The organism is Pseudomonas sp. F01002, assembly GCF_004402115.1.
In the GTDB taxonomy this organism is placed as follows: domain Bacteria; phylum Pseudomonadota; class Gammaproteobacteria; order Pseudomonadales; family Pseudomonadaceae; genus Aquipseudomonas; species Aquipseudomonas frigoris.
Window position 1 is genome coordinate 152,373 of the sequence record NZ_SOPU01000024.1, and the last position, 24,812, is coordinate 177,184.

Consider the following 24,812-nt stretch of genomic DNA (forward strand, 5'->3'; position numbering starts at 1 on the left):
GAACGACAATGCCTTTGACTCGCAAAGCCTACCGCGCCGCCATTCTGCACAGCATCGCCGACCCCGCCGAAGTGGGCATCGAAGCTTCTTATGAGTATTTCGAAGATGGCCTGCTGGTGGTCGATAACGGCCAGATCAGCGCCCTTGGTCACGCCAGCGACTTGCTGCCGACCCTGCCGGCCGACATCGAGATCACCCATTACCAAGACGCGCTGATCACTCCGGGCTTCATCGACACCCACATTCACTTGCCGCAAACCGGCATGGTCGGCGCCTACGGCGAGCAGCTGCTGGACTGGCTCAACACCTACACCTTCCCGTGCGAAAGCCAGTTCGCCGACAAGGCTCACGCTGACGAAGTCGCGGGCATTTTCATCAAGGAACTGCTGCGCAACGGCACCACCACCGCGCTGGTGTTCGGCAGCGTGCACCCGCAATCAGTGAACTCGTTCTTCGAAGCCGCCGAGCAGCTGGACCTGCGGATGATCGCCGGCAAGGTGATGATGGACCGCAACGCGCCGGACTACCTGACCGACACCGCCGAATCCAGCTACGTCGAAAGCAAGGCGCTGATCGAGCGCTGGCACGGCAAGGGTCGCCTGCACTACGCGGTCACCCCGCGCTTTGCCCCGACCAGCACCCCGGAACAGCTGACTCTCGCGGGTCAGTTGCTCAGCGAATTTCCTGACGTGTACATGCAGACCCACATCAGCGAAAACCTCAAGGAAGTCGAGTGGGTCAAGGAGCTGTTCCCGGAGCGCAAGGGCTACCTGGACGTCTACGACCATTACAAGCTGCTCGGCGAGCGCTCGGTATTCGCCCATGGCGTGCACCTGTGCGACGACGAATGCGCGCGACTGGCAGAAACCGGCTCGGCGATCGCCTTCTGCCCGACATCGAACTTCTTCCTCGGCAGCGGTTTGTTCAACCTGCCGATGGCCGAGAAGCACAAGTTGAATGTCGGCCTCGGTACGGACGTTGGTGGCGGCACCAGTTTCTCACTGCTGCAAACCTTGAACGAAGCGTACAAGGTCATGCAGATGCAAGGCGCACGGTTGAGCCCGTTCAAATCGCTGTACCTGGCCACCCTCGGTGGCGCTCGCGCGCTGCGTCTGGAAGACAAGATCGGCACCCTGCAACCGGGCACAGATGCGGACTTCCTGGTGCTGGACTACAACGCCACACCGCTGCTCAGCTATCGCTTGAAGCAGGCCAATAACATTGCCGAGACGTTGTTTGTATTGATGACGCTGGGGGATGACCGGACGGTGTTGCAGACGTATGCGGCGGGGAATCAGGTGCATCAGCGCTAAGGTTTTTCAGGCATAAAAAAATCCCCCGTCGCTATACCGCCCGGGGGATTTTTATTGCCTGTCCTATCGCCTTCGCGAGCAAGCCCGCTCCCACATTTGATCTGTGTCGTTCACAAATCCCCTGTGGGAGCGGGCTTGCTCGCGAAGGGCGCGCCGCGGTGTCACTTATAACTTGGCGACCGGCCGCCCTGGCTTCTTGGTCTGCAACAAATGCGAGAACACCGCATGCAAATCATCCGACGCGCTTTCCTCGTCGAGGTTGAGTTTGCTGTCGATGTGATCCATGTGATGCATCATCAGGTCCACCGCCAGTTCAGCGTTACGCGCTTCGATGGCGTCGATCAGCTGGGTGTGCTCGTCGTAGGAACAGTGGGAGCGATTGCCGCTTTCATACTGGGCAATGATCAACGAAGTCTGGGACACCAGGCTGCGCTGGAAGCTGATCAGCGGCGCATTTTTCGCCGCTTCAGCCAGTTTCAAGTGGAACTCGCCCGACAGACGAATACCGGCGCCGCGATCGCCACGGGAGAAGCTGTCGCGCTCGTCGTTGACCATCTGGCGCAACTCGGCAATCTGCTCGGCAGTGGCGTGCTGCACCGCCAATTCAGTGATCGCTCGCTCCACCAGACGCCGGGCCATGAACACCTGGCGAGCCTCTTCGACACTCGGGCTGGCGACGACAGCGCCACGGTTCGGCCGCAGAAGCACGACGCCTTCATGGGCCAGGCGCGACAGCGCGCGGCGAATGATGGTGCGACTGACCCCGAAAATTTCCCCCAGCGCTTCTTCGCTCAACTTGGTACCGGGCGCCAGACGCTGTTCGAGGATGGCCTCGAAGATATGCGCATAGACAATATCGTCCTGGGTACCGCTGCGGCCGGCTTTGCCTGCTCGCGGTTGTTTCTTTAGGGGTTGCAACTGTTCGTTCATGGGCACTCGAGTCGGAAGAACTGCGGCGAATTGACCGTGACTGTAATACGGCACAGTGGGTCGCTGGCAAGTATCGCGTAAAAAACACTGCGATTGTACACAATGGAGGGTGGCAACACGACTGTACGGCTGTTTGTCACTTCCGCTGTATTGCAACGACTGGTTACTTTTGAGTTTAGGCTTGAACGCAGAATCCGCCGCCCTGTGGGAGCGGGCTTGCTCGCGAAGGCGGTGTATCAGTCGACATCTGCTTTGACTGACACACCGCCTTCGCGAGCAAGCCCGCTCCCACAGAGTTCAGCGGCGTTTCGGACATCTTCATCAGAACAAGGAACACCGCTGTCATGAACGACGTCACGCACACGCAGCTCCGCCCTTTTGCCGATACGTCGCCTTCTGCGATCGTCGCCGGCTTCATCGCGATGATGACCGGTTACACCAGCTCGCTGGTCCTGATGTTTCAGGCCGGGCAAGCGGCGGGTCTGACCAGCGGGCAGATTTCCTCGTGGATCTGGGCGATCTCGATTGGCATGGCGGTGTGTTCGATTGGCCTGTCTTTGCGTTACCGCACGCCGATCACCATCGCCTGGTCGACACCCGGCGCGGCGTTGCTGATTACCAGTCTGGGCGGCGTGACCTACGGCGAAGCCATTGGCGCCTACATTACCTGCGCGGTGCTGGTGACGATTTGTGGTTTGACCGGCAGCTTCGAGCGGCTGGTGAAAAAGATTCCGGCGTCATTGGCCGCAGCTCTGCTGGCGGGGATTCTGTTCAAGATCGGCAGCGAAATCTTCGTCGCCGCGCAGCATCGCACCGCCCTGGTATTGGGCATGTTCTTCACTTATCTGGTGGTCAAACGCCTGTCGCCGCGTTATGCCGTACTGGCCGCGCTGTTGATCGGCACGGCGCTGTCAGGGTTCATGGGCCTGCTGGACTTCAGCGGTTTCCATCTGGAAGTGGCGACGCCGGTCTGGACCACGCCGCACTTCTCCCTGGCTGCGACCATCAGCATCGGCATCCCGCTGTTTGTCGTGGCGATGACCTCGCAGAACATGCCCGGCATCGCCGTGCTGCGCGCCGACGGTTACACCGTGCCGGCCTCGCCGCTGATCACCACCACCGGCATCGCTTCGTTGCTGCTGGCGCCGTTCGGTTCCCACGGGATCAACCTGGCAGCCATCAGCGCAGCGATTTGCACCGGGCCGCATGCCCATGAAGATCGCAACAAGCGCTACACGGCGGCCGTCTGGTGCGGGATCTTCTACGGGATTGCCGGGGTGTTCGGCGCGACACTGGCAGCGCTGTTTGCCGCGCTGCCGAAAGAGTTGGTGCTGTCGATTGCGGCGCTGGCGTTGTTCGGCTCGATCATCAACGGCTTGAGCATCGCCATGAGCGAAGTGAAGGAGCGTGAAGCGGCGCTGATTACCTTTATGGTCACGGCGTCGGGGTTGACACTGTTTTCCATCGGTTCGGCGTTCTGGGGGATTGTGGCGGGGGTGTTGACGCTAGTGATTCTGAACTGGCGTAAAGCCTGAAAAGCAAAAGATCGCAGCCTCGTTTCACTCGACAGCTCCTACACAGCTCCCGCATCGATTGCGTTCATCCTGTAGGAGCTGTCGAGTGAAACGAGGCTGCGCTCCTTTGATCTTCACAAAAAAAACGGCGACCTTTGGGTCGCCGTTTTTTACAACATCAAGCTACCGGATTGATCGGCTTTTCCGGGTACCAGACGTCGATCAGCGGGCTGACGGTTGCTTCAGTCAGTTCGCTGCGGCCTTTGAGCCAGGCTTCAACAGCGGCACGCTGCTCTTCGGACACCGAGCCACGCTTCTGCAGGCAAACCAGACCGAAGTCGTCGCCGCCAACATAACCCAGACCGTTGGCTTCCATGGCTTCTTTCAGGAACGCGTCGAGGAAAGCATCAATGGCTTCATCAGCCAAATCTTCTTTGAAATCCAGGTTCAGTTCGAAACCCAGCTCTTGAAATTCATCGACGCACAGTTTTTTGCGCAGACGCTGGGAACGGTTAGTCGCCATTGGAACAATCCTCATAAGTAATAACGGGCGGCACTTTAGCAGTTTAAGGCGCCGATTGCCCGTCTCTCTGGGTTGCAGGCCCTACCGTCGGTAAAAAAATAGCGGATTAGAGGACCAGGGTACGGCACAAGCCGCTACACCTTGGGGCATAATGCCGACACTTTCATGACCACTGAGGGAATTTATCTTCATGCCCTCGTCTTTTTTCCCCTCGGCTGTAGGGTTTTATTTCACATGATCAAATCTTTGCGTCCATTGTTACTGGCCGGTTTTCTGCTCCCTCTGGCCTTCTCTGTTTCCGCCGCCCCGATCAACACCGCGCTGTCGCCAAACGTTGAAAAAGCCCTCAAGGCCAGCAAGATGCAGGACAACGCCCTGTCGCTGGTGATGATCCCGCTCAACGGCCCTGGCACCCCGACGATTTTCAACGCTGACGTCTCGGTCAATCCGGCCTCGACCATGAAACTGGTCACCACATACGCGGCGCTGGAAATGCTCGGCCCGAACCACCAGTGGAAAACCGAGTTCTACACCGACGGCACCCTCAGCGGCGGCATCCTCAACGGTAACCTCTACCTCAAGGGTGGCGGCGATCCGAAGCTGAACATGGAAAAGCTCTGGTTGCTGATGCGTGACCTGCTTGCCAACGGTGTGACGCAAATCACCGGCGACCTGGTGCTGGACCGCAATTTCTTCGTACAACCGCAATTGCCGCAGTTCAACGACGACGGCAATGACGATAACAAGCCGTTCCTGGTCAAACCCGACGCGCTGATGGTCAACCTCAAGGCCTTGCGCTTTGTGGCGCGTAACGACAACGGCCGGGTGCTGGTGTCGGTGGAACCGCCGATTGCCACCATTCGCATCGAAAACCAGGTCAAAGCCGTCAACTCCAAGCAATGCACCGGTGGCGTGCGTTACAACCCGGTGACCCAGGCCGATGGCAGCGTGACCGTGACGGTCGGCGGCCAGTTGGGCGAGGGTTGCAGCTCCCAGACTTACCTGTCGCTGCTCGACCACGCGACCTACACCGCAGGCGCCGTGCGAGCGATCTGGAAAGAACTGGGCGGCAGCATTCAGGGCGTGGACCGTCTGGCGCCAACACCTAAAGATGCCAAGGTCCTGGCTCGAGCCTTCTCGCCGGACCTGGCGGAAATCATCCGCGACATCAACAAATACAGTAACAACACCATGGCCCAGCAGCTGTTCCTGAGCCTGGGTGCGCAGTTCCGCACTGAGGCCGACGGTGACGATGCCAAGGCTGCACAGCGTGTGGTGCGTCAGTGGCTGGCGAAGAAAGGCATCACCGCGCCGCACCTGGTGATGGAAAACGGTTCCGGCCTGTCCCGTGCCGAACGGGTGAGTGCGCGTGAAATGGCCGGCATGCTGCAAGCGGCCTGGAAAAGCCCGTATTCAGCCGAGTTCATCAGCTCGATGCCGATTGCCGGCACCGACGGCACCATGCGCAAACGCCTGAAGACCACGGCGATGCGCGGTGAAGCGCACATCAAGACCGGCACCCTGAATACGGTGCGGGCAATTGCCGGTTTCAGCCGTGACATCAACGGCAATACCTGGGCGGTAGTGGCGATCCTCAACGACAAGGCACCGTTTGGCGCGTCGTCGGTGCTGGATCAGGTGCTGCTGGACCTGTATCGCCAGCCGAAACTGCCGGAAACGGCTTCGGTGCTCTAACCTTTAAAATCAAAAGATCGCAGCCTTCGGCAGCTCCTACAGGTGTACACATGACCCCGTAGGAGCTGCCGAAGGCTGCGATCTTTTCAATTCACCGCAGAATCGCCTAGTTCATCTCCCCTTCTACCCGATCCCGTCCTGCCAGTTTCGCCGCATACACCCCCGAATCCGCCCGCAGCAGCAGCGCATCCGCGCCCTCCCCGACTCGCCAACTGGCAATCCCGAAACTGGCGGTCACTGTCCCGACGCCTTCAATCGGCGAACTGCGCAACCCTTGCCATAGCTGCAAGGCCAGGACATGGGCGTGCTCGCCGTTGATATCCGGGCAAAGCACCATGAACTCCTCGCCACCCAGGCGACAGAACACATCGGTGCGGCGCAGCCGATGGCCGATGCGTTCGCACACGATCTGCAACACCCGATCGCCAACCGCGTGGCCATGCTGATCATTGATGCGTTTGAAATGGTCGATATCGAGCATGATCACCGACAGCTCGCCGCCACCGCGTTCGACCCGGACCATTTCGGTGGTCAGGCGTTCCTGGAAATAGCGGCGGTTGTGAATCCCGGTCAGCGAGTCGGTGATCGATAGCGCCCGCAGTTCTTCTTCCACCCGTTTCAAATCGGAGATGTCCGAGACATAGCCGTGCCAGAGCACGCCGCCACCGGGCAATTCCTCCGGCGTCGCCTCGCCACGAACCCAACGCAGGCCGCGCAGGGGCAGCTGCACGCGGTACTCCTCGCGCCAAGGGCTGAGGGTGTCCGCCGACGCCCGGATCGAGGCGCGAACCCGGGTGGTGTCCTGCGGATGAATCCGCGTGAAAATCGCTTCGGCGTTGAACAACAGCACATCCGGTTCAAGTTCGTAGATTTCGCGAATACCGTCGCTGGCGTAGATCACACTGAAGCGCCCATCGAATTCCATTTTGAATTGGTAGATCCCGCCGGGCACATGGGCGCTGAGTTTCTTCAACAACAGGTCCCGTGCCGCCAGGGCCTCGTGGACCCGCTTACGTTCAGTGATGTCGATACAGATCGCCAGGTGCCCGACCCACAAGCCTTGCTCGTCGAGGACCGGGGTCGCCAGCATGTTCACCGTCAAATGGCTGCCGTCGCTACGCAGCAGCGTCCATTCCCGCGCTTCGTGACCGCCCTCCTCGCCGCCCTCGACCAACATCGCCTGGCAGGTCGGAATCGGTTTGCCATAACGCGCGCTCAACTCCGCCGAACGTGCCAGGAGCTCTCGGGGCAGGTGCAGGTTTTCCAGGGTCATGTGGCCCACCACCTCAGCGCCGGCATAACCGAGCATTTGCTCGGCACCGGCATTAAAGGTGCGGATAACCCCGCGCAGGTCAGTGGCGATGATCGCCACTTGGGTCGCGGCATTCAGCACGCCGCGCAACTGACCATGGGTGCCGCGCAACTCCTGCTCACGGGCGCGCAGTTCCTGGGTCCGTTGCTCGACCATTTTCAGCGCCCGTCGACGCTGACTGACCAGCACATAGAGCAGGGCACTGAGCAACAGACTGAGCAAGCCGCCCAGCACCACCAAGGTGGTCACCGAAGAGTGATTGGCTCGCAGGAAGGCATCGCTGGGCTGAATGTCGACTTGATAGTCATGGTCGGCAAGCCGCAACAACTGGGTCGCGGACAACTCACTGGGCGCCGGCGTGTTGGGGGACTCATAAAGCACTTCGTGCTGATCGTCTGTGGATAAGTCGAGGATGCGCACCGAAAGATAGTCACGGCCAGCCTCCGGCAGCCCGTCCGCCAGCAACTGATGCATGCTGATCACGGCCATGACATAACCGTACGATTTCACCCCCGCCGTAGCCGGACTATTGCGCAGCAACACCGGTGCGACCAGCAGCACGCCGCGCGCATAGGCCGGTTCGATACTGACCAGATGCATCGGCTGCGATACCGCCAGGCCGCCGTGCTGATCGGCCCGTTCAAGGGTGGAACGGCGCAAGGGTTGAGCCCACAAGTCGTAGCCCAGCGGCGAACCCAGTTTGCTTTGGGTCTGGCTATACAGCACCGCCACGTACTCATCCCGTTCGGCCGCCAGTTGCAGTTGGCCGTCGGCATTGATTTCGCGCAGGGTGAACTCGGGTAAACCCTCTGCACGCACCTGGCGTTCAAATACCGCCCGCTCGGCACCGGTTACCCGCTTGGCGAAGGAGTAGGCCTGAGTCCGGTGCAGCAGCGGTTGGGTGTAACCGTCGAACTGCGCTCGGGAGACCGAATCGGAATTGGCAAAGAACCGGCGCAGGCCATCGAGGCGCTGCTCCTGATCTTCGAAGCGTTCTTCGATACGGCTGTAACGTTCACTGGCCAGCAGTTGGAAACGTTGCCGCAATTGATGGTGGAACAGATTCAGCGTCGACCACGCCAGCAATCCCGTGAGAATCCCGCCGACGACCAATACCAGCAGTGCGACCAGCCAGGCCGAGACATCTTCACTGATAAAACCCAGGATCTTCGGGCGCACGGCGTGCAACGACATAGACGCAACTCACATCGCCAGGTGCGGGAAAGCCCATTGGCCATGCGTTGAGTTATAGCTATTAGCCATCAATTTGACCAGCACAGAAAGAAGCCAAGAGCCTTTAAAAATCAAGGCTCTGTGGATCCAATCCCTTCGAGCGTCAACGAGCCGTGATTTTCCAGGCACGGTGGATTTTGCCATTACGAGCGAAATCCGGATCGATGGTCTGGGCGGTGATTTCCTCGACCGCATAACGCTCGGTGAGGTTTTCCTCAAGCTGGAACTTGCGGAAGTTGTTGGAGAAGTACAACACGCCGCCCGGGGCCAGACGCGCCATGGCCAGGTCGATCAATTGCACCTGGTCACGCTGCACGTCGAAGATCCCTTCCATGCGCTTGGAGTTAGAGAACGTCGGCGGATCGATGAAGATCAGGTCGTACTCGTCACGGCAGGCATCGAGCCAGGCCATCACGTCGCCCTGCTCCAGACGGTTCTTCTCGGAGAAACCGTTCAGCGACAAGTTGCGACGCGCCCAGTCCAGATAGGTTTTCGACAGGTCGACGCTGGTGGTGCTGCGCGCGCCGCCCTTGGCTGCGTGAACACTGGCGGTTGCGGTGTAGCTATACAGGTTGAGGAAGCGCTTGCCGGCCGCCTCTTTCTGGATCCGCATGCGCATCGGCCGGTGATCGAGGAACAGCCCGGTGTCGAGGTAATCCGTGAGGTTCACCAGCAGCTTCACACCGCCTTCGTTGACCTCGACGAACTTGCCCTGTGCCGCTTGGCGCTCGTACTGCTTGGTGCCGCTCTGACGCTCGCGACGCTTGACCACCACGCGGCTCTTGTCGATGTTCAAGGCCTGCGGAATGGCCGCCAGGGCATCGAACATACGCGCCGAGGCTTTTTCCGGGTCGATGGACTTCGGCGCGGCGTATTCCTGGACGTGGACCCAATCCTGATACAGGTCGATGGCCATCGAGTATTCCGGCATGTCGGCATCGTAGACGCGGTAGCAGTCGATGCCTTCACGCTTGACCCACTTGCCGAGGGCCTTGAGGTTCTTTTGCAGACGGTTGGCAAACATCTGCCCGCCTTCGCTCAAGCGCGGCTGTTCGATCACCACCGGCGCCGGTTTGATCGGGTTGCCGTTCTTGTTGTACTTCTCGTACTTGCCGGGTGCTACGTCGTTGTCTGCGACTTCGACTTCGGCTTGAACTTGTTCACGCTCGACCTGACGCTGTTCCGGGGTGCGGCGTTCGCCAGTGACGAACTGATCTGGCGTGACCTTGATCAGCAGCAACTTGCACGGCAACGCGCCGTTCCAGAACGAATACTGTTTGTGGCTGCGGATGCCCATGCGCTTGCCCAGGTCCGGGGCACCAGTGAACACCGCGGCTTCCCAGTTCAGGCAGGCCTGACGCAGACGTTCGCCGAGGTTCTGGTAGAGATAGAGCAAGCTCGCCTCGTCACCCAGACGCTCGCCGTACGGCGGGTTGCAGATGACCAGACCTTTCTGGTTCTGGTCTGGGCGCGGCTCGAACGTCCCGACTTCGCCCTGGTAGATCTTGATCCACTCGCTCAGGCCGGCACGCTCGACGTTGTTGCGGCCCGGTTGAATCAGGCGCGGATCGGCTTCGTAACCGCGAATCCACAGCGGTGGCTTGGCCAGACCGGCCGCGCAACGCTCGGTGGCTTCTTCGTGAAGTTTTTTCCACAGCGCCGGGACGTGACCGAGCCAGGCGGTGAAGCCCCACTGCTCGCGACGCAGGTTCGGCGCCATGTCGGCGGCAATCATCGCGGCTTCGACGAGGAACGTACCGACACCGCACATCGGGTCAGCCAGCGCGCCGCCATCGGCCGCAATGCGTGGCCAGCCGGAACGGATCAGGATGGCGGCCGCGAGGTTTTCCTTCAGCGGCGCCGCGCCCTGCTGCAAGCGATAGCCGCGCTGGTGCAGGCTGTGGCCGGAGAGGTCGAGGGACAGGATGGCTTCGCCACGGTCCAGGCGCAGGTGAATGCGCAGATCCGGGTTGAGCTTGTCGATGGAAGGACGATCGCCCTGCGGCGTGCGCAGTTTGTCGACGATGGCGTCCTTGACCTTCAAGGCGCCGAAGTGGGTGTTGTCGATGCCCGAGCCATGACCGCTGAACTCGACGGCCAAGGTGCCATCGTTGAGCATGTGGTCTTGCCACTCGATGTCCAGCACGCCGTGGTACAGGTCTTCGGCGTCCTTCATCGGGAAACGCTTGAGTACCAGCAGCACCCGGTTCGCCAGACGCGACCACAGGCACAGGCGATAAGCGGTTTCCATGGTGGCCATGCCGCGCACGGCAGAGGTGTGCTCACGCGCTTCCTCAAGGCCAAGCCCGATGGCTTCCTCGATGAGCAGGCCTTCAAGGCCTTTGGGGCAAGTGAGGAAGAGTTCGAAACGATCGGACATGGTAATTCCAGAGCCTTTAGCTAAGTGAACCGGCAACGCATTGCCGGCCCGGTTTTCAATCAGGCGCTTTTCTAAAAGAGCGCCCGCGTGGCACGAAGGTGTGCCGTCCCACCCCTGCAAGCTCGGGTTAAAAGAGCTTAGATGCAAAGACAGATAAAAAAGTTGATGCAACAAAATGTCATAAGTCGACCCTTCGTCGAATAGTCCCCCTGCTCAACAGGAGACATTCTCACTAAAGGATTAACCCCATCATGCAGCGCGGGGCTGATCATACCGGGGTTTTGCCAATAGACACGGGACAACATCGTGTTACTTATCGCCATACCATCTTTATCGTTACGTCCTTATGACAAAACGATCATTCCCTCGATGTGACGCATTGGTTAGAACTCAATACAGGTTGACGCCGCAATGACGTCAACACCTTGGCTCGCGACGCCGGCAGCGAGCCCCAACGGCAGGAGTTTTTCTGCCAGACCTCGATTGAGGTCGACACGATTAATACAGTCAACAAGTGAGGGCAACACCCTATGAGAAGACTTAAGCGTGATCCGTTGGAAAGAGCATTTTTGCGCGGATATCAATATGGCGTTGGTGGCAAATCCCGTGAGCTTTGCCCATTTACTCTACCGTCGGTACGCCAAGCCTGGATTAACGGCTGGCGAGAAGGACGCGGCGACAACTGGGACGGTATGACCGGCACTGCGGGAATCCATAGACTCAACGAACTTCACGCCGTCGGCTAACACAGGGCACACACTCCGACACGACAATCTGATTACGTAACGACTTACCACGCACGCCCCATCCGGGCGGCGGGCTTCGGCCCAGGGGCTCCTTCGAGGAGCCCTTTTTTATGCCTGCTCTCTGGCTAAACACAACTTCATGCCTGCGGCACTGACTAAACACCCTCTCACTGTAGGAGCTGCCGAAGGCTGCGATCTTTTGATCTTGCTTCCTGGTAATCAGATCAATATCAAAAGATCGCAGCCTTCGGCAGCTCCTACGGGGGATCAGCGCAGGGCGGCGATGGCGTCTACGGATTCACGAATCAGCGCCGGGCCTTTATAGATGAAGCCGGAATAGAGCTGCACCAGGCTCGCACCCGCAGCGATTTTCTCAGCCGCGTGCTTGCCTTCGGTGATGCCGCCCACGGCGATTATCGGCAAGCGACCGGCCAACTCGGCCGCCAGCACCTTCACGGTGTGGGTGCTCTTGTCACGAACCGGTGCGCCGGACAGACCGCCCGCCTCGTCACCATGCTCCATGCCTTCTACGCCGACGCGGCTCAGGGTGGTGTTGGTGGCGATCACCGCGTCCATCCCGGTTTCGATCAGCGCTTGCGCGACCTGAGCGGTTTCTTCGTCGGTCATGTCCGGCGCAATCTTGATCGCCAGTGGTACATGTTTGCCATGACGCAGCGCCAGTTCTGCGCGGCGCGTCGCCAGGTCGGCCAACAATTGCTTCAGCGAATCGCCGAATTGCAGGCTGCGCAGGCCCGGGGTGTTCGGCGAGCTGACGTTGACCGTCACGTAGCTGGCGTGGGCGTAGACCTTGTCCAGGCAGATCAGGTAGTCATCGACCGCCCGCTCAACCGGGGTATCGAAGTTTTTGCCGATATTGATGCCCAGCACGCCCTTGAACTTGGCCGCCGCCACTCGAGCCAGCAGGTGATCGACGCCGAGGTTGTTGAACCCCATGCGATTGATGATCGCCTCGGCTTCCGGCAGACGGAAAATGCGTGGCTTCGGGTTGCCCGGCTGTGGACGCGGGGTGATGGTGCCGATTTCGACAAAACCAAAACCCAGTTGCGCAAAACCGTCGATGGCCGCGCCGTTCTTGTCCAGACCGGCCGCCAGCCCCACCGGGTTCGGGAAGTCCAGCCCCATGACGGTCACCGGCATTTTCGCCGGTGCCTTGCACAGCAAGCCGTTGAGGCCCAAACGCCCGCCCGCGCCGATCAGGTCCAGGGACAGATCGTGGGAGGTTTCCGGGGAAAGTTTGAACAACAGCTGACGGGCCAGGGTGTACATGGGCGGGTTTGACTCTGGGCTACGAAAAGTGGCGGCGATTATAGCCGGGCATCGGGGTTGCAGGCGAGGCGCACGACAAAATCAGCGAGCGATGGCATATGCCTTGCACCGTCACTCACATAAGCACTCATGCCAACGGCGGGATGAGTCGAAAGACAAAGGCGTCGTCACTTGGCCTTGCCCTGGCAAGCAGCCGGTCCGGCGCTTTTTTATGGAAGGTGTTTACTGATGATTGAAGTTCCAGCCAACCCTCTGGCCTGGGTCAACGGCAGCGATGCCCCGGAAAAGACCGAAATCAACCTCGGCTTCATGGCCCTGAGTGACTGCGCCTCGGTAGTGGTCGCGGCCACGCAGGGCTTTGCCCAACCTTATGGCCTGACGCTGAACCTCAAGCGCCAGTCGTCCTGGGCCAACCTGCGGGACAAACTGGTCAGTGGCGAACTCGACGCCGCCCACAGTCTGTACGGTTTGATCTACGCCGTGCATTTGGGCATCGGCGGTGTCGCGTCGACCGACATGGCGGTGCTCATGGGCCTGAATCAGAATGGCCAGAGCATCAACCTCTCCCATGGCTTACAGGCGCTGGGCGTGACCAGTCCTGAAGCACTGGAACGGCACGTGCACCAAAGTCGCCCAAAACTCACCTTCGCACAGACATTTCCTACGAGCACTCACGCCATGTGGCTGTATTACTGGCTCGCGAGTCAGGGTATTCATCCGTTGCAGGACGTCGACAGTGTGGTGGTGCCGCCGCCACAAATGGTCGCGCACCTGCAAGCCGGGCGCATTGACGGCTTCTGTGTCGGTGAGCCATGGTCCGCCAGCGCGGTGCAGCAGAACCTGGGATTCACGATGGCAACCACCCAGACCATCTGGCCCGATCACCCGGAAAAAGTCCTCGGTTGCACCCGCGCCTTTGTCGAGCAATACCCCAACACCGCAAGGGCGCTGGTGATGGCGATTCTGGAGGCCAGCCGCTTCATCGAAGAAAGCACGGAAAATCGCCGCAGCACCGCAAAGCTGTTGAGTGCCCCGCAATACCTCGACGCGCCACTCGATTGCATCGAGCCGAGGTTGCTCGGCGACTACGCCGATGGTCTGGGTAATCGCTGGCAGGACCCGCACGCACTGCGCTTCCATGGTGATGGCGAGGTCAATCTGCCGTACCTGTCCGATGGCATGTGGTTCATGACCCAGTTCCGCCGTTGGGGTTTGTTGCGCGACGACCCGGACTACCTGGGCGTGGCCCGTCAGGTCCAGCAACTAGACTTGTATCGAGAGGCCGCCGCCGCTGTAGGTGTGGCCGCGAGTGATCAGCCAATGCGCAGCAGCCAGTTGATCGACGGCAAGGTCTGGGATGCACTGGACCCCGCCGGCTATGCCCGCAGTTTCAAGCTGCACGCCATGAGCGACAGCTCGCCCCTTCTCGCCAGCCGCTGACAGGAGACTGCGAATATGTTGCGTATCCTGCTGATCAACGACACCGCGAAGAAAGTCGGTCGCCTGAAGGCGGCCCTGACCGAAGCCGGGTTCGAGGTGATCGACGAGTCGGGCCTGACCATCGACCTGCCCGCGCGCGTCGAAACGGTGCGTCCGGACGTGATTTTGATCGATACCGAGTCACCGAGCCGCGATGTGATGGAACAAGTGGTGCTGGTGAGCCGCGACCAACCGCGGCCAATCGTGATGTTTACCGATGAACATGACCCCGATGTGATGCGTCAGGCGATCAAGTCCGGCGTCAGTGCCTACATCGTCGAAGGCATCCACGCACAGCGCTTGCAGCCGATTCTCGACGTGGCCATGGCGCGTTTTGAAAGCGACCAGGCCCTGCGCGCCCAACTCAATGCCCGCGACCAGCAACTGGCCGAGCGCAAACGCATCGAGCTGGCCAAAGGGCTGCTGATGAAAATGAAGGACTGCAACGAGGAAGAGGCCTACACCCTGATGCGCCGCCAGGCCATGAGCCGTCAGCAGAAGCTGATTCAGGTGGCGGAACAGATCATCGCCATGAGCGAGTTGCTCGGCTGAAGAGCAAAAAGATCGCAGCCTTCGGCAGCTCCTACTTGGTATCGCGTACACCTGTAGCTGGCGAAGGCTGCGATCTTTTCGTCTCGGCACAAACTCTAGATGTGGCACAGATCTCGCTAGGTAATCACTACAGGTAACCAACGGCGGTTGCCCCACCTACGACAAAGACGTCGCTCACCTCATTTGCCCTTTGGCGAATCCGGTGGCGGCGTTTTTTTGTTTTGGCCCCATAGACCGGGGCCGGTGGTGCGGCCGATGCGGCGCCCCACCTGCAAGCTCATGACTCCTTCTCGAGACTCCTAACAGCTGAGGTGCGCGATGAATTCAAGCTTCTGGAAATCTGGCCATACCCCGACATTGTTCGCGGCCTTCCTCTATTTCGACCTGAGTTTCATGGTCTGGTACCTGCTCGGCCCACTGGCGGTGCAGATCGCCGCCGACCTGCACCTGACCACCCAGCAGCGCGGGCTGGTGGTGGCCACGCCGATTCTGGCCGGGGCGGTATTGCGCTTTGTAATGGGCTTGCTGGCTGATCGCCTGTCGCCGAAAACCGCCGGGCTGATTGGCCAGGTGATCGTCATCTGCGCCCTGTTCGGCGCCTGGAAACTCGGCATCCACAGCTATGAACAAGCGTTGGTGCTGGGCCTGTTCCTCGGCATGGCCGGCGCATCCTTCGCCGTCGCCCTGCCGCTGGCGTCGCAATGGTATCCACCACAACACCAAGGCAAAGCCATGGGTATCGCCGGTGCCGGTAACTCGGGCACCGTGCTCGCGGCACTGATCGCCCCGGTGCTGGCGGCTGCGTTTGGCTGGAGCAACGTGTTCGGCTTCGCCCTGATCCCGCTGATTCTGACCATCATCGTCTTCGCCTGGTTGGCCAAAAACGCGCCTGAGCGGCCGAAAGCCAAGTCCGTGTCCGACTACTTCAAGGCCTTGGGCGACCGCGACAGCTGGTGGTTCATGTTTTTCTACAGCGTGACCTTCGGCGGCTTCATCGGCCTGGCCAGCGCCCTGCCCGGCTATTTCAACGACCAATATGGCCTGAGCCCGGTGACCGCCGGTTACTACACCGCCGCCTGTGTGTTCGGTGGCAGTTTGATGCGTCCGTTGGGCGGCGCTCTGGCCGATCGTTTCGGTGGCATTCGCACCCTCTTGGGGATGTACACGGTGGCGGCGGTCTGCATCGCAGCGGTGGGTTTCAATCTGCCGAGTTCCTACGCGGCACTGGCACTTTTCGTCTGCACCATGCTCGGTTTGGGTGCCGGTAACGGCGCTGTTTTCCAATTGGTGCCGCAGCGTTTTCGTCGGGAGATCGGTGTGATGACCGGTTTGATCGGCATGGCCGGCGGTATCGGTGGATTTGCACTGGCTGCGGGCATGGGCGCAATCAAGCAAAGCACTGGCAGCTATCAACTGGCCTTGTGGTTGTTCGCCAGTCTTGGCGTTCTGGCCTGGTTCGGTCTGCACGGCGTGAAGCGTCGCTGGAGAACCACCTGGGGTTCGGCAGCCGTGACCGCTGCTCGGGTCTGACGCCTCAATGAGCCTGCAACTGAGTTTTGCCGAAGCGAGCGCCATTGGCCCTCGCGAGGAGAATCAGGACGCCCTGCGTCTGGTGACTCCGGCCCCGGCGCTGGCGGCGAGCAAGGGTTACCTGTTCGCCATCGCCGATGGCGTCAGCCAGTGCGCCGATGGTGGCCTCGCCGCCCGCTCGACGCTGCAGGCTCTGGCGCTGGATTACTACGCCACGCCGGAAACCTGGGGCGTCGCGCAGGCACTGGATCGCCTGCTACTGGCACAAAATCGCTGGTTGCAGGCCAATGGCGGTGGGCAACCGTTGCTCACCACTGTCAGTGCTTTGGTCATGCGCGGTAGGCGATTTACCTTGGCCCATGTCGGCGATTGCCGTGTTTATCGCTGGCACGCTGACACCTTGCAACGGGTCAGCGAAGATCACGTCTGGGACCAGCCGGGCATGCAGCATGTGCTCAAACGGGCACTTGGGCTCGATCAGCATTTGGTGCTGGATTTTCTCGATGGCGAACTGCGGTTGAACGAAAGTTTCGTACTGCTCAGCGACGGCATTTGGGCCGTGCTGGGCGACACCGCGATTGCGGCAATTCTGCGCGATCAACCGGATTTGAACAGCGCTGCGCAGACCTTGGTCAACGCGGCGCATCTGGCCGGCAGCCAGGACAACGCCAGCGCCTTGTTGGTGCGGGTCGATGCCCTCGGTGAAACGAGCATCGCCGATGCATTGATTCATTTGCAGCAATGGCCGCTGCCGCCAGCCTTGAAACCAGGCCAGACTTTCGAAGGTTGGCAGGTCGAAGGGATACTCGGCCGGAGCCAGCAGTCGCTGCTCTATCGGGTGCGCGATGGGCAACAACAACCCTGGCTACTGAAAACCTTGCCAGGCGCGCTGCGCGACGATCACTTGGCCGGGCAGGCGTTGCTGTCGGAAGAATGGTTTCTCAAGCGCGTGGCCGGGCGGCATTTCCCTGAAGTCCATGCCACCAGTCAGCGTCAGCATTTGTACTACGTGATGCGGGAATATTCCGGATCTACCTTGGCGGAGCTGCACGCCGATGTCGGACCGCTGCCTCTGCCCCAATGGCAGGATCTGGCCGAACGCCTGCTGCGCGCCGTTGGCATACTGCATCGACGGCAGATTCTCCATCGAGACATCAAACCGGAGAACCTGCTGCTGGGGGACGACGGCGAATTACGCCTGCTGGACTTCGGACTCGCCTACTGCCCTGGCCTGTCTGAAGATCAGCCTTCTGCCCTGCCTGGAACGCCCACCTATATCGCGCCGGAAGCCTTTCGCGGGGAAGCACCGACACCGCAACAGGATTTGTATGCCGTCGGCGTGACCCTGTATTTCCTGCTCACCGGGCATTATCCCTACGGCGAAATCGAAGCCTTCCAGCGCCCACGGTTCGGGGTTTCTGTCAGCGCCAGTCGCTATCGACCCGACCTGCCGGAATGGATTGCGCAAAGTCTGGAGCGCGCCGTGGCGGCGGATCCGGGTCAACGTTTTGAAACGGCGGAAGAATGGTTGCTGCTACTGGAACAGGGCGAGCGGCGCAGTTTGAGCGTGCGACCCAGACCGTTGCTGGAGCGCGAACCGTTGAAGGTCTGGCGAACCTTGGCGCTGGTGTCGTTGCTGGTGAATCTGGTGCTGCTGTTTTTACTGTTTCATGGCTGAGTTTTTCACTGCACCCAAAAGATCAAAAGATCGCAGCCTGCGGCAGCTCCTACGGGTGCCCACGATCTCCTGTGGAGCTGCCGTAGGCTGCGATCTTTTGACTTTTCTGCTTCAAAACCGGGCATCGCGCATTGAACCGGTGCACGGAAATACCTCCTCCCATGACAAGAGCCCATAAATTCGGCATTTGTGCGACTTGGCACAACCACTGCATTACCTTTCTTACCATACATAAAGCCCAGCCTTCAACGACGAAGGATGCGCTGCCCGAGAGAACGGGACCAGGACAAAGGCGTCCTCGCTAGGCAACTAGCGGGACGCCTTTTTTTGTTTGCGCAAATTTTGTCGAGCAAGACCTGTAAGCCCTGATGAGGCGGGTCCGAGCTCCCCGGAGAACCTGATGAAAAAACTAAAACTGGTGATGATCGGCAACGGCATGGCCGGGGTTCGCACCCTGGAAGAACTGCTCAAGCTGAGCAATGAGCTGTACGACATCACGGTCTTCGGCGCCGAACCCCATACCAACTACAACCGCATCCTGCTGTCACCGGTGCTGGCCGGTGAACAGACCTTCGAAGAGATCGTGCTCAACGATCTGGACTGGTACCTGGACAACAACATCAAGCTGCTGCTCAACCGCAAAGTGGTGGAGATTGACCGGGTCAAACGCCGCGTGATCGCCGAAGACGGCAGCGAGGCCGAATACGATCGCCTGCTGATCGCCACCGGCTCGACTCCGTTCATCCTGCCGATCCCCGGCAACACCTTGCACGGCGTGATCGGCTACCGCGACATCGCCGACACCCAGGCAATGATCGACACCGCGAAAACCCACAAGCACGCCGTGGTGATCGGTGGCGGCCTGCTCGGCCTGGAAGCCGCCAACGGCCTGATGCTGCGCGGCATGCACGTCACCGTGGTGCACATCGGGGAATGGCTGCTGGAACGGCAACTGGATAAAACCAGCGGCCAGTTGCTGCAAACTGCCCTGGAAGCCCGCGGCTTGCACTTTCGTCTTTGCGAGCAAACCCAGGCCCTGCACGATGCAGGCAATGGCCGGGTCGGCTCGGTTGAGTTCAAGAACGGCGACATCATCCCCGCCGACCTGGTGGTGATGGCCGCCGGTATTCGACCTAACACCGAGCTCGCGGAAAAATCCGGCATTCCCTGTAACCGCGGGATCCTGGTCAACGACACCCTGCAAACCTACGACCCACGCATCTACGCCATCGGCGAATGCGCCAGCCACCGCGGCATCGCTTACGGCCTGGTGGCGCCGCTGTTCGAACAGGCCAAGGTCTGCGCCAACCACCTCGCCCAACTGGGCTTCGCCACCTATAAGGGCTCGGTGACGTCGACCAAATTGAAAGTCACCGGCATCGACCTGTTCTCCGCCGGCGACTTCATGGGTGGCGAAGGCACCGAAACCATCACCCTCTCCGACCCCATCGGCGGGGTCTACAAAAAACTGGTGATCAAGGATGACGTGTTGGTCGGGGCCTGTCTGTACGGCGATACGGCAGACGGCGGCTGGTATTTCCGGCAGATCCGTGAGAACCACGACATCGCGCAGATCCGCGATCACCTGATGTTCGGCGGCTCTTCATCCATGGAGCTGGCCCTGGGCGATGTAGGACATCAGGGCCAGGACAAAGCCATGAGCATGGCCGACACCGCCGAAGTCTGCGGTTGCAACGGCGTGTGCAAAGGCACCATCGTCAAGGCGATTCAGGAACACGGGTTGTTCAGCGTCGACGACGTCAAGAAACACACCAAGGCTGCCAGCTCCTGCGGCTCCTGCGCCGGGTTGGTGGAACAGATCCTGATCAACACCGTGGGCGGCGCAGCAGACGTTAAACCGAAAAGCGAAAAAGCCATTTGCGGTTGCAGCGACTTGAATCACGGGCAAATTCGTCAGGCCATCCGCGAGCAGCATTTGCTGACCATTGCCGGCACCATGAGCTATCTGAACTGGCGCACGCCGAACGGCTGCGCCACGTGCCGCCCGGCGCTCAACTACTACCTGATTTCCACCTGGCCGGGCGAAGCCAAGGACGATCCGCAATCGCGCCTGATCAACGAACGTGCCCACGCCAACATTCAGAAAGACGGCACTTACTCTGTAGTCCCACGGATGTGGGGCGGTGTGACCAATCCTTCGGAGCTGCGACGCATTGCCGACGTGGCCGACAAATACAACGTGCCGATGGTCAAGGTGACCGGAGGCCAGCGTATCGATTTGCTGGGGATCAAGAAGCAGGACCTGCCGGGCGTCTGGAAGGATCTCGACATGCCGTCCGGACACGCCTACGGCAAATCCATCCGCACCGTGAAGACTTGCGTTGGCAGTGAGTTCTGCCGCTTCGGTACCCAGAACTCCACCCAACTGGGCATTGAGCTTGAGCATGACCTGTTCAACATGTGGTCGCCGCACAAAGTGAAACTGGCCGTCTCCGGTTGCCCTCGCAACTGTTCGGAAGCGGGCATCAAGGACGTCGGAATTATCGGCGTGGATTCGGGCTGGGAGATGTACATCGGTGGCAACGGCGGGATCAAAACCGAAGTCGCGGAATTCTTCGTCAAGCTCAAGACCGCCGAAGAAGTGCGTGAATACAACGGCGCGTTCCTGCAGCTCTATCGCGAAGAAGCTTTCTACCTCGAACGCACGGTGCACTACCTGCAACGGGTCGGCATGGAACACATCAAGAAAGCCGTGCTGGAAGACCCGGAGCGGCGCAAGGCGCTCAACGATCGCTTGCAATTCTCCTTGTCGTTCGAACAGGACCCGTGGAAGGAACGCCTGGAACAACCGCTGCTGAAGAAAGAATTCGACGTCATCACAGTGAAGAACCTGGAGGTGCCGGCATGAACTGGCTGGATATCTGCGCACTGGAAGAAATCAATGCCCTGGGCTCGCGGATCATCGCCGGCCCGAAAGGTGACATCGCGATTTTTCGTACCAGCGACGATGAGGTTTTCGCACTCGACGACCGTTGCCCGCACAAGGGCGGGCCGCTGTCCCAAGGTTTGATCTACGGCAAACGGGTCGCCTGCCCGCTGCATAACTGGCAGATCGACCTTCAGACCGGTGAAGCCCAGGCTCCGGACATCGGTTGCGCTCACCACCATTCAGCACGGGTCGAGAATGGCCGGGTGTTGCTGGCCCTGCGGGAAGCAAGCTGATGAACCAGATCACCGCTTCCACCTGCTGCTATTGCGGGGTCGGCTGTGGCGTGCTGATCGAGCATGACGGCGAGCGCATTCTCGGCGTCAGCGGCGATCCGGCCCACCCGGCCAACTTCGGCAAACTGTGCAGTAAAGGTTCCACCTTGCACCTCACCGGCGACCTCGCAGCCAGGGCGTTGTATCCCGAACTGCGCCTGGGCAAAGACTTGGCCCGCAGCCGCACCGACTGGGACACCGCCCTCGATCATGCCGCCAGCGTTTTTGCCGAGACCATCGCCGAACACGGCCCGGACAGCGTGGCGTTCTATATCTCCGGGCAATTACTGACCGAGGATTACTACGCCTTCAACAAACTGGCGAGAGCGCTGGTGGGCACCAACAACATCGACAGCAATTCGCGCCTGTGCATGTCTTCGGCAGTAGTCGGTTACAAGCGCAGCCTGGGCGCCGACGCACCGCCGTGCAGCTACGAAGACCTGGAATTGAGCGACTGCGTGATGATCGTCGGCAGCAACATGGCCTACGCCCACCCGATACTTTTCCGCCGCCTGGAGGAAGCGAAATCCCGCCGGCCGCAGATGAAAGTCATCGTCATCGACCCGCGTCGTACCGACACCTGCGATTTGGCTGACCTGCACCTGGCGATTCTGCCAGGCACCGATGTCGCGTTGTTCCATGGGATTTTGCACCTGCTGCTGTGGGAAGACTGGGTTGACCGCGACTTCATCAAGGCCCACACCGAAGGCTTGGCCGAACTGAAAAACCTGGTGCGTGATTACACGCCGCAGATGGTTTCGCAGCTCTGCGGGATCAGTGTCGAGCAACTGCAGCAATGCGCTGAATGGGTGGGCACTTCACCCAGCTTCCTGTCGCTGTGGTGCATGGGCTTGAACCAGTCCACCGCCGGCAGCGCGAAAAACAGCGCACTGATCAACCTGCACCTGGCCACCGGGCAAATCGGCCGCCCCGGTGCAGGACCTTTCTCCCTGACCGGTCAGCCAAATGCCATGGGTGGCCGCGAAACCGGCAGCTTGTCGAACCTGCTGCCAGGCCATCGCGAAGTCGCCAATGCCGAACATCGCGCGGAAGTGGCGGCGTATTGGGGCGTGGATCAACTGCCTGCAAACACCGGGCTCACCGCAATCGAATTGTTTGAGCAGGTGCGCAGCGGCAAGATCAAGGCGCTGTGGATCGCCTGCACCAACCCGGCGCAATCAATGCCGGATCAAACCGCAGTGCGCGCGGCACTGGAAGCCTGCCCGTTCGTGGTGTTGCAGGAAGCGTTCCGGACCACAGAAACCGCGGCCTTCGCTGACCTGCTGCTGCCTGCAGCCAGTTGGGGCGAAAAGGACGGCACGGTGACCAACTCTGAACGTCGCATTTCCCACGTTCGCCGGGCGATCATCGCACCCGGTGAAGCCCGCTCTGACTGGGCGATCACGGTGGATTTCGCACAGCGCCTGGAAAAACATCTGCGCCCCGGGCAAACCAGCCTGTTTGCCTTTGAAAACCCGGCGCAGGTCTTCGACGAGTACAAGCAATTGACCCGCGCGCGTGATCTGGACTTGTCCGGCATCAGTCATGAACTGATCGATCGCCTCGGCCCGCAGCAATGGCCCTTCCCCACTGGCGCCAGTGAAGGCACGGCCCGGCTGTACCTGGACGGTATTTTCCCGACGGCCAGTGGACGCGCGCAATTCGTGGCCGACCCGTATCGCGCCGCCAAGGAACAACGCGACGCGCGCTTCCCGCTGACCCTGATCACCGGCCGCCTGCGGGATCAATGGCACGGCATGAGCCGCACCGGCACCACCGCGCAATTGTTCGGCCACGTCAGCGAAGCCGTGTTGAGTTTGCACCCGGATGAACTGCGTCGGCATCGGCTGCAATCGGGCGACCTGGTCAGCCTGAAAAGTCGCCGTGGCGCAGTGATTGTCGCCGTTGGCAGTGACGACAGCGTGCGACCTGGTCAGGCCTTTCTGCCCATGCATTGGGGTGACCGCTTCCTCAAGGGCGGCGTAAATGCGCTCACCCAACCGGCTTTCGACCCTTTGTCGAAACAACCCGAACTCAAGCACAGCGGCGTACGCCTGGAACCGGTGCAACTGCCGTGGAACCTGTTCGCCCTGATCGAGGGCAATGTTCAACAGAATTTTGAGACGCTACGACCGCTCTGTGAGGCGTTTTCCTACGTCAGCCTCAGCCTGGCCGGCCGCGAACGCCCCGCGCTGCTGATACGCGCTGCCAGCGCCGTCGCGCCCGACCCGCAATTGCTGCGTGATATCGATCAATGCCTGGGACTCAACGATGGCCCGGTTTTGGCCTACGACGACCCACGGCGCTCCATCGGTAAACGGGTGCGGATCGAGAACGGCCGGATCACTGCAATTCGCCTGGCCGGTGAAACCCTTGCCCAACACTGGCTGCAAAACCTGTGGCTGGAAGGTCGCGCTGACGAACAACTGCGGCGCTGGCTGCTGGCACCTCTGAGCGCCCCACCGGGCAACGCCAATACGCCGACCGCCGGTAACAAAACCCTGTGCAACTGCAAAAACGTCAGCCAAAGCGCGGTCTGCGCCGGCATTAGCCGCGGCCTGGACCTGCAGGGTTTGAAACAAGAATTGGGCTGCGGCACGCAATGCGGCTCCTGCGTCCCGGAAATCAAGCGCTTGCTGGCCGCCACTGCGCAGCCGGTCGCCGTCACCTCGTGAGGAAAAACACTATGAGCGCAAAAGTCTGGCTGGTGGGTGCGGGTCCTGGCGATCCGGAATTGTTGACCCTCAAGGCCGTGCGGGCGCTGAGCGAAGCGGATGTGGTGCTGATCGATGACCTGGTCAACGACGCGGTGCTGGAACATTGCCCGCAGGCGCGGATCATTCCCGTGGGCAAGCGCGGCGGCTGTCGCTCCACACCTCAGGCGTTCATTCATCGCCTGATGCTGCGTTATTCCCGCCACGGTAAATGCGTGGTGCGGCTCAAGGGTGGCGACCCGTGCATTTTTGGCCGGGGCGGCGAAGAGGCGCAGTGGCTGCGTGAACATGGGGTCGAAGTGGAACTGGTCAACGGCATCACTGCCGGGCTTGCTGGCGCAACGCAATGCGATATTCCGTTGACCCTGCGGGGTATTGCTCGTGGCGTGACGCTGGTCACCGCCCACACTCAGGATGGCAGCAGTCTGAACTGGCAAGCCCTGGCCCAAGGTGGCACGACGCTGGTGGTGTATATGGGGGTCGCAAAACTGAGCGAGATTCGTGAGCAGTTGCTCGCCGGAGGAATGGCGGCGGATACACCGGTGGCAATGATTGAAAACGCTTCCCTGCCACACCAGCGGGAATGTCGGAGCGACCTGACGGCAATGGAAGAAGACGCCTGCAGCTTCGAGCTCAAAAGCCCGGCGATCCTGGTGATCGGTGCCGTCGCGGGGTGTGATGAGATCAAAAGATCGTCCGAACGC

16 protein-coding genes and 1 pseudogene are annotated in these 24,812 nt (G+C 60.4%); 12 read left to right on the top strand and 5 right to left on the bottom strand.

Annotated features, from left to right (window positions below; all coding sequences use genetic code 11):
- The first annotated feature begins 8 nt into the window (after window positions 1-8).
- Window positions 9-1,313, top strand: coding sequence for a guanine deaminase (guaD, locus tag E3W21_RS21575; RefSeq protein WP_033055675.1), 1,305 nt, complete (start codon window positions 9-11; stop codon window positions 1,311-1,313).
- A 165-nt stretch (window positions 1,314-1,478) separates the two neighbouring features.
- On the opposite strand, the gene E3W21_RS21580 is transcribed toward guaD, so the two are convergent.
- Window positions 1,479-2,243: a GntR family transcriptional regulator gene (locus tag E3W21_RS21580; protein ID WP_046047886.1), complete on the bottom strand. Its 765-nt coding sequence runs from the start codon at window positions 2,241-2,243 to the stop codon at window positions 1,479-1,481.
- A 344-nt stretch (window positions 2,244-2,587) separates the two neighbouring features.
- On the opposite strand from E3W21_RS21580, the gene E3W21_RS21590 reads away from it, so the two are divergent.
- Window positions 2,588-3,778: a benzoate/H(+) symporter BenE family transporter gene (locus E3W21_RS21590; protein WP_129442825.1), complete on the top strand. Its 1,191-nt coding sequence runs from the start codon at window positions 2,588-2,590 to the stop codon at window positions 3,776-3,778.
- 157 nt (window positions 3,779-3,935) lie between these two features.
- Here the strand turns inward: E3W21_RS21590 and E3W21_RS21595 are convergent, their stop codons facing one another.
- On the bottom strand, window positions 3,936-4,280 hold the full coding sequence (locus E3W21_RS21595; RefSeq protein ID WP_007896965.1) for a YggL family protein: 345 nt from the start codon (window positions 4,278-4,280) through the stop codon (window positions 3,936-3,938).
- A 234-nt stretch (window positions 4,281-4,514) separates the two neighbouring features.
- Here E3W21_RS21595 and dacB point away from each other — a divergent pair, with 234 nt between their 5' ends.
- A complete protein-coding gene (gene dacB, locus E3W21_RS21600) occupies window positions 4,515-5,975 on the top strand; it encodes a D-alanyl-D-alanine carboxypeptidase/D-alanyl-D-alanine-endopeptidase (protein WP_134421783.1) in 1,461 nt (486 codons plus the stop codon).
- Window positions 5,976-6,081: 106 nt separating this feature from the next.
- On the opposite strand, the gene E3W21_RS21605 is transcribed toward dacB, so the two are convergent.
- The gene (locus E3W21_RS21605) at window positions 6,082-8,481 is read right to left on the bottom strand and encodes a GGDEF domain-containing protein (RefSeq protein ID WP_134421784.1); all 2,400 of its coding nucleotides are present in this window, start codon (window positions 8,479-8,481) and stop codon (window positions 6,082-6,084) included.
- Between the two features lie 142 nt (window positions 8,482-8,623).
- Complete coding sequence (rlmKL, locus tag E3W21_RS21610; protein WP_129442819.1) at window positions 8,624-10,900, bottom strand: bifunctional 23S rRNA (guanine(2069)-N(7))-methyltransferase RlmK/23S rRNA (guanine(2445)-N(2))-methyltransferase RlmL; 2,277 nt, start codon at window positions 10,898-10,900, stop codon at window positions 8,624-8,626.
- Between the two features lie 530 nt (window positions 10,901-11,430).
- Between rlmKL and rmf the strand changes: the two genes are divergently transcribed.
- A complete protein-coding gene (gene rmf / locus E3W21_RS21620) occupies window positions 11,431-11,646 on the top strand; it encodes a ribosome modulation factor (RefSeq protein WP_003223300.1) in 216 nt (71 codons plus the stop codon).
- A 267-nt stretch (window positions 11,647-11,913) separates the two neighbouring features.
- On the opposite strand, the gene E3W21_RS21625 is transcribed toward rmf, so the two are convergent.
- Entirely contained in the window at window positions 11,914-12,933 is a 1,020-nt protein-coding gene (locus tag E3W21_RS21625; RefSeq protein WP_134421785.1) for a quinone-dependent dihydroorotate dehydrogenase, read from the bottom strand.
- 228 nt (window positions 12,934-13,161) lie between these two features.
- Between E3W21_RS21625 and E3W21_RS21630 the strand changes: the two genes are divergently transcribed.
- The 8 genes and pseudogenes from E3W21_RS21630 to cobA form a co-directional block, all read left to right on the top strand.
- Window positions 13,162-14,373 (top strand): CmpA/NrtA family ABC transporter substrate-binding protein, encoded by a 1,212-nt coding sequence (locus tag E3W21_RS21630; protein ID WP_134421786.1) that lies wholly within the window; start codon window positions 13,162-13,164, stop codon window positions 14,371-14,373.
- Window positions 14,374-14,388: 15 nt separating this feature from the next.
- Window positions 14,389-14,964: an ANTAR domain-containing response regulator gene (locus E3W21_RS21635; protein WP_008146285.1), complete on the top strand. Its 576-nt coding sequence runs from the start codon at window positions 14,389-14,391 to the stop codon at window positions 14,962-14,964.
- 318 nt (window positions 14,965-15,282) lie between these two features.
- Complete coding sequence (locus tag E3W21_RS21640) at window positions 15,283-16,494, top strand: NarK/NasA family nitrate transporter (RefSeq protein WP_046047894.1); 1,212 nt, start codon at window positions 15,283-15,285, stop codon at window positions 16,492-16,494.
- A 7-nt stretch (window positions 16,495-16,501) separates the two neighbouring features.
- Complete coding sequence (locus tag E3W21_RS21645; RefSeq protein WP_134421787.1) at window positions 16,502-18,172, top strand: bifunctional protein-serine/threonine kinase/phosphatase; 1,671 nt, start codon at window positions 16,502-16,504, stop codon at window positions 18,170-18,172.
- Window positions 18,173-18,572: 400 nt separating this feature from the next.
- Window positions 18,573-21,041, top strand: a complete 2,469-nt coding sequence (gene nirB / locus E3W21_RS21650) for a nitrite reductase large subunit NirB (protein WP_134421788.1) — start codon at window positions 18,573-18,575, stop codon at window positions 21,039-21,041.
- A complete protein-coding gene (gene nirD / locus E3W21_RS21655; RefSeq protein WP_134421789.1) occupies window positions 21,038-21,355 on the top strand; it encodes a nitrite reductase small subunit NirD in 318 nt (105 codons plus the stop codon). Before nirB ends, nirD begins: the two co-directional genes overlap by 4 nt.
- On the top strand, window positions 21,355-24,069 hold the full coding sequence (locus E3W21_RS21660) for a nitrate reductase (protein ID WP_166793856.1): 2,715 nt from the start codon (window positions 21,355-21,357) through the stop codon (window positions 24,067-24,069). Before nirD ends, E3W21_RS21660 begins: the two co-directional genes overlap by 1 nt.
- Window positions 24,070-24,080: 11 nt before the next feature.
- A pseudogene (gene cobA, locus E3W21_RS21665) lies at window positions 24,081-24,776 on the top strand (uroporphyrinogen-III C-methyltransferase); the annotation flags it as partial.
- Window positions 24,777-24,812: the final 36 nt, after the last annotated feature.

Excerpts from the sequence above, each read along its gene's own strand:
- guaD (WP_033055675.1), top strand. The coding sequence starts at position 9 with ATGCCTTTGACTCGCAAAGCCTACCGCGCCGCCATTCTGCACAGCATC.
- E3W21_RS21590 (WP_129442825.1), top strand. The coding sequence starts at position 2,588 with ATGAACGACGTCACGCACACGCAGCTCCGCCCTTTTGCCGATACGTCG.
- E3W21_RS21645 (WP_134421787.1), top strand. The coding sequence starts at position 16,502 with ATGAGCCTGCAACTGAGTTTTGCCGAAGCGAGCGCCATTGGCCCTCGC.
- E3W21_RS21595 (WP_007896965.1), bottom strand. The coding sequence starts at position 4,280 with ATGGCGACTAACCGTTCCCAGCGTCTGCGCAAAAAACTGTGCGTCGAT.
- E3W21_RS21660 (WP_166793856.1), top strand. The coding sequence starts at position 21,355 with ATGAACCAGATCACCGCTTCCACCTGCTGCTATTGCGGGGTCGGCTGT.
- E3W21_RS21605 (WP_134421784.1), bottom strand. The coding sequence starts at position 8,481 with ATGTCGTTGCACGCCGTGCGCCCGAAGATCCTGGGTTTTATCAGTGAA.
- rmf (WP_003223300.1), top strand. The coding sequence starts at position 11,431 with ATGAGAAGACTTAAGCGTGATCCGTTGGAAAGAGCATTTTTGCGCGGA.
- rlmKL (WP_129442819.1), bottom strand. The coding sequence starts at position 10,900 with ATGTCCGATCGTTTCGAACTCTTCCTCACTTGCCCCAAAGGCCTTGAA.
- E3W21_RS21630 (WP_134421786.1), top strand. The coding sequence starts at position 13,162 with ATGATTGAAGTTCCAGCCAACCCTCTGGCCTGGGTCAACGGCAGCGAT.
- E3W21_RS21635 (WP_008146285.1), top strand. The coding sequence starts at position 14,389 with ATGTTGCGTATCCTGCTGATCAACGACACCGCGAAGAAAGTCGGTCGC.
- E3W21_RS21580 (WP_046047886.1), bottom strand. The coding sequence starts at position 2,243 with ATGAACGAACAGTTGCAACCCCTAAAGAAACAACCGCGAGCAGGCAAA.
- nirD (WP_134421789.1), top strand. The coding sequence starts at position 21,038 with ATGAACTGGCTGGATATCTGCGCACTGGAAGAAATCAATGCCCTGGGC.
- E3W21_RS21640 (WP_046047894.1), top strand. The coding sequence starts at position 15,283 with ATGAATTCAAGCTTCTGGAAATCTGGCCATACCCCGACATTGTTCGCG.
- nirB (WP_134421788.1), top strand. The coding sequence starts at position 18,573 with ATGAAAAAACTAAAACTGGTGATGATCGGCAACGGCATGGCCGGGGTT.
- dacB (WP_134421783.1), top strand. The coding sequence starts at position 4,515 with ATGATCAAATCTTTGCGTCCATTGTTACTGGCCGGTTTTCTGCTCCCT.
- E3W21_RS21625 (WP_134421785.1), bottom strand. The coding sequence starts at position 12,933 with ATGTACACCCTGGCCCGTCAGCTGTTGTTCAAACTTTCCCCGGAAACC.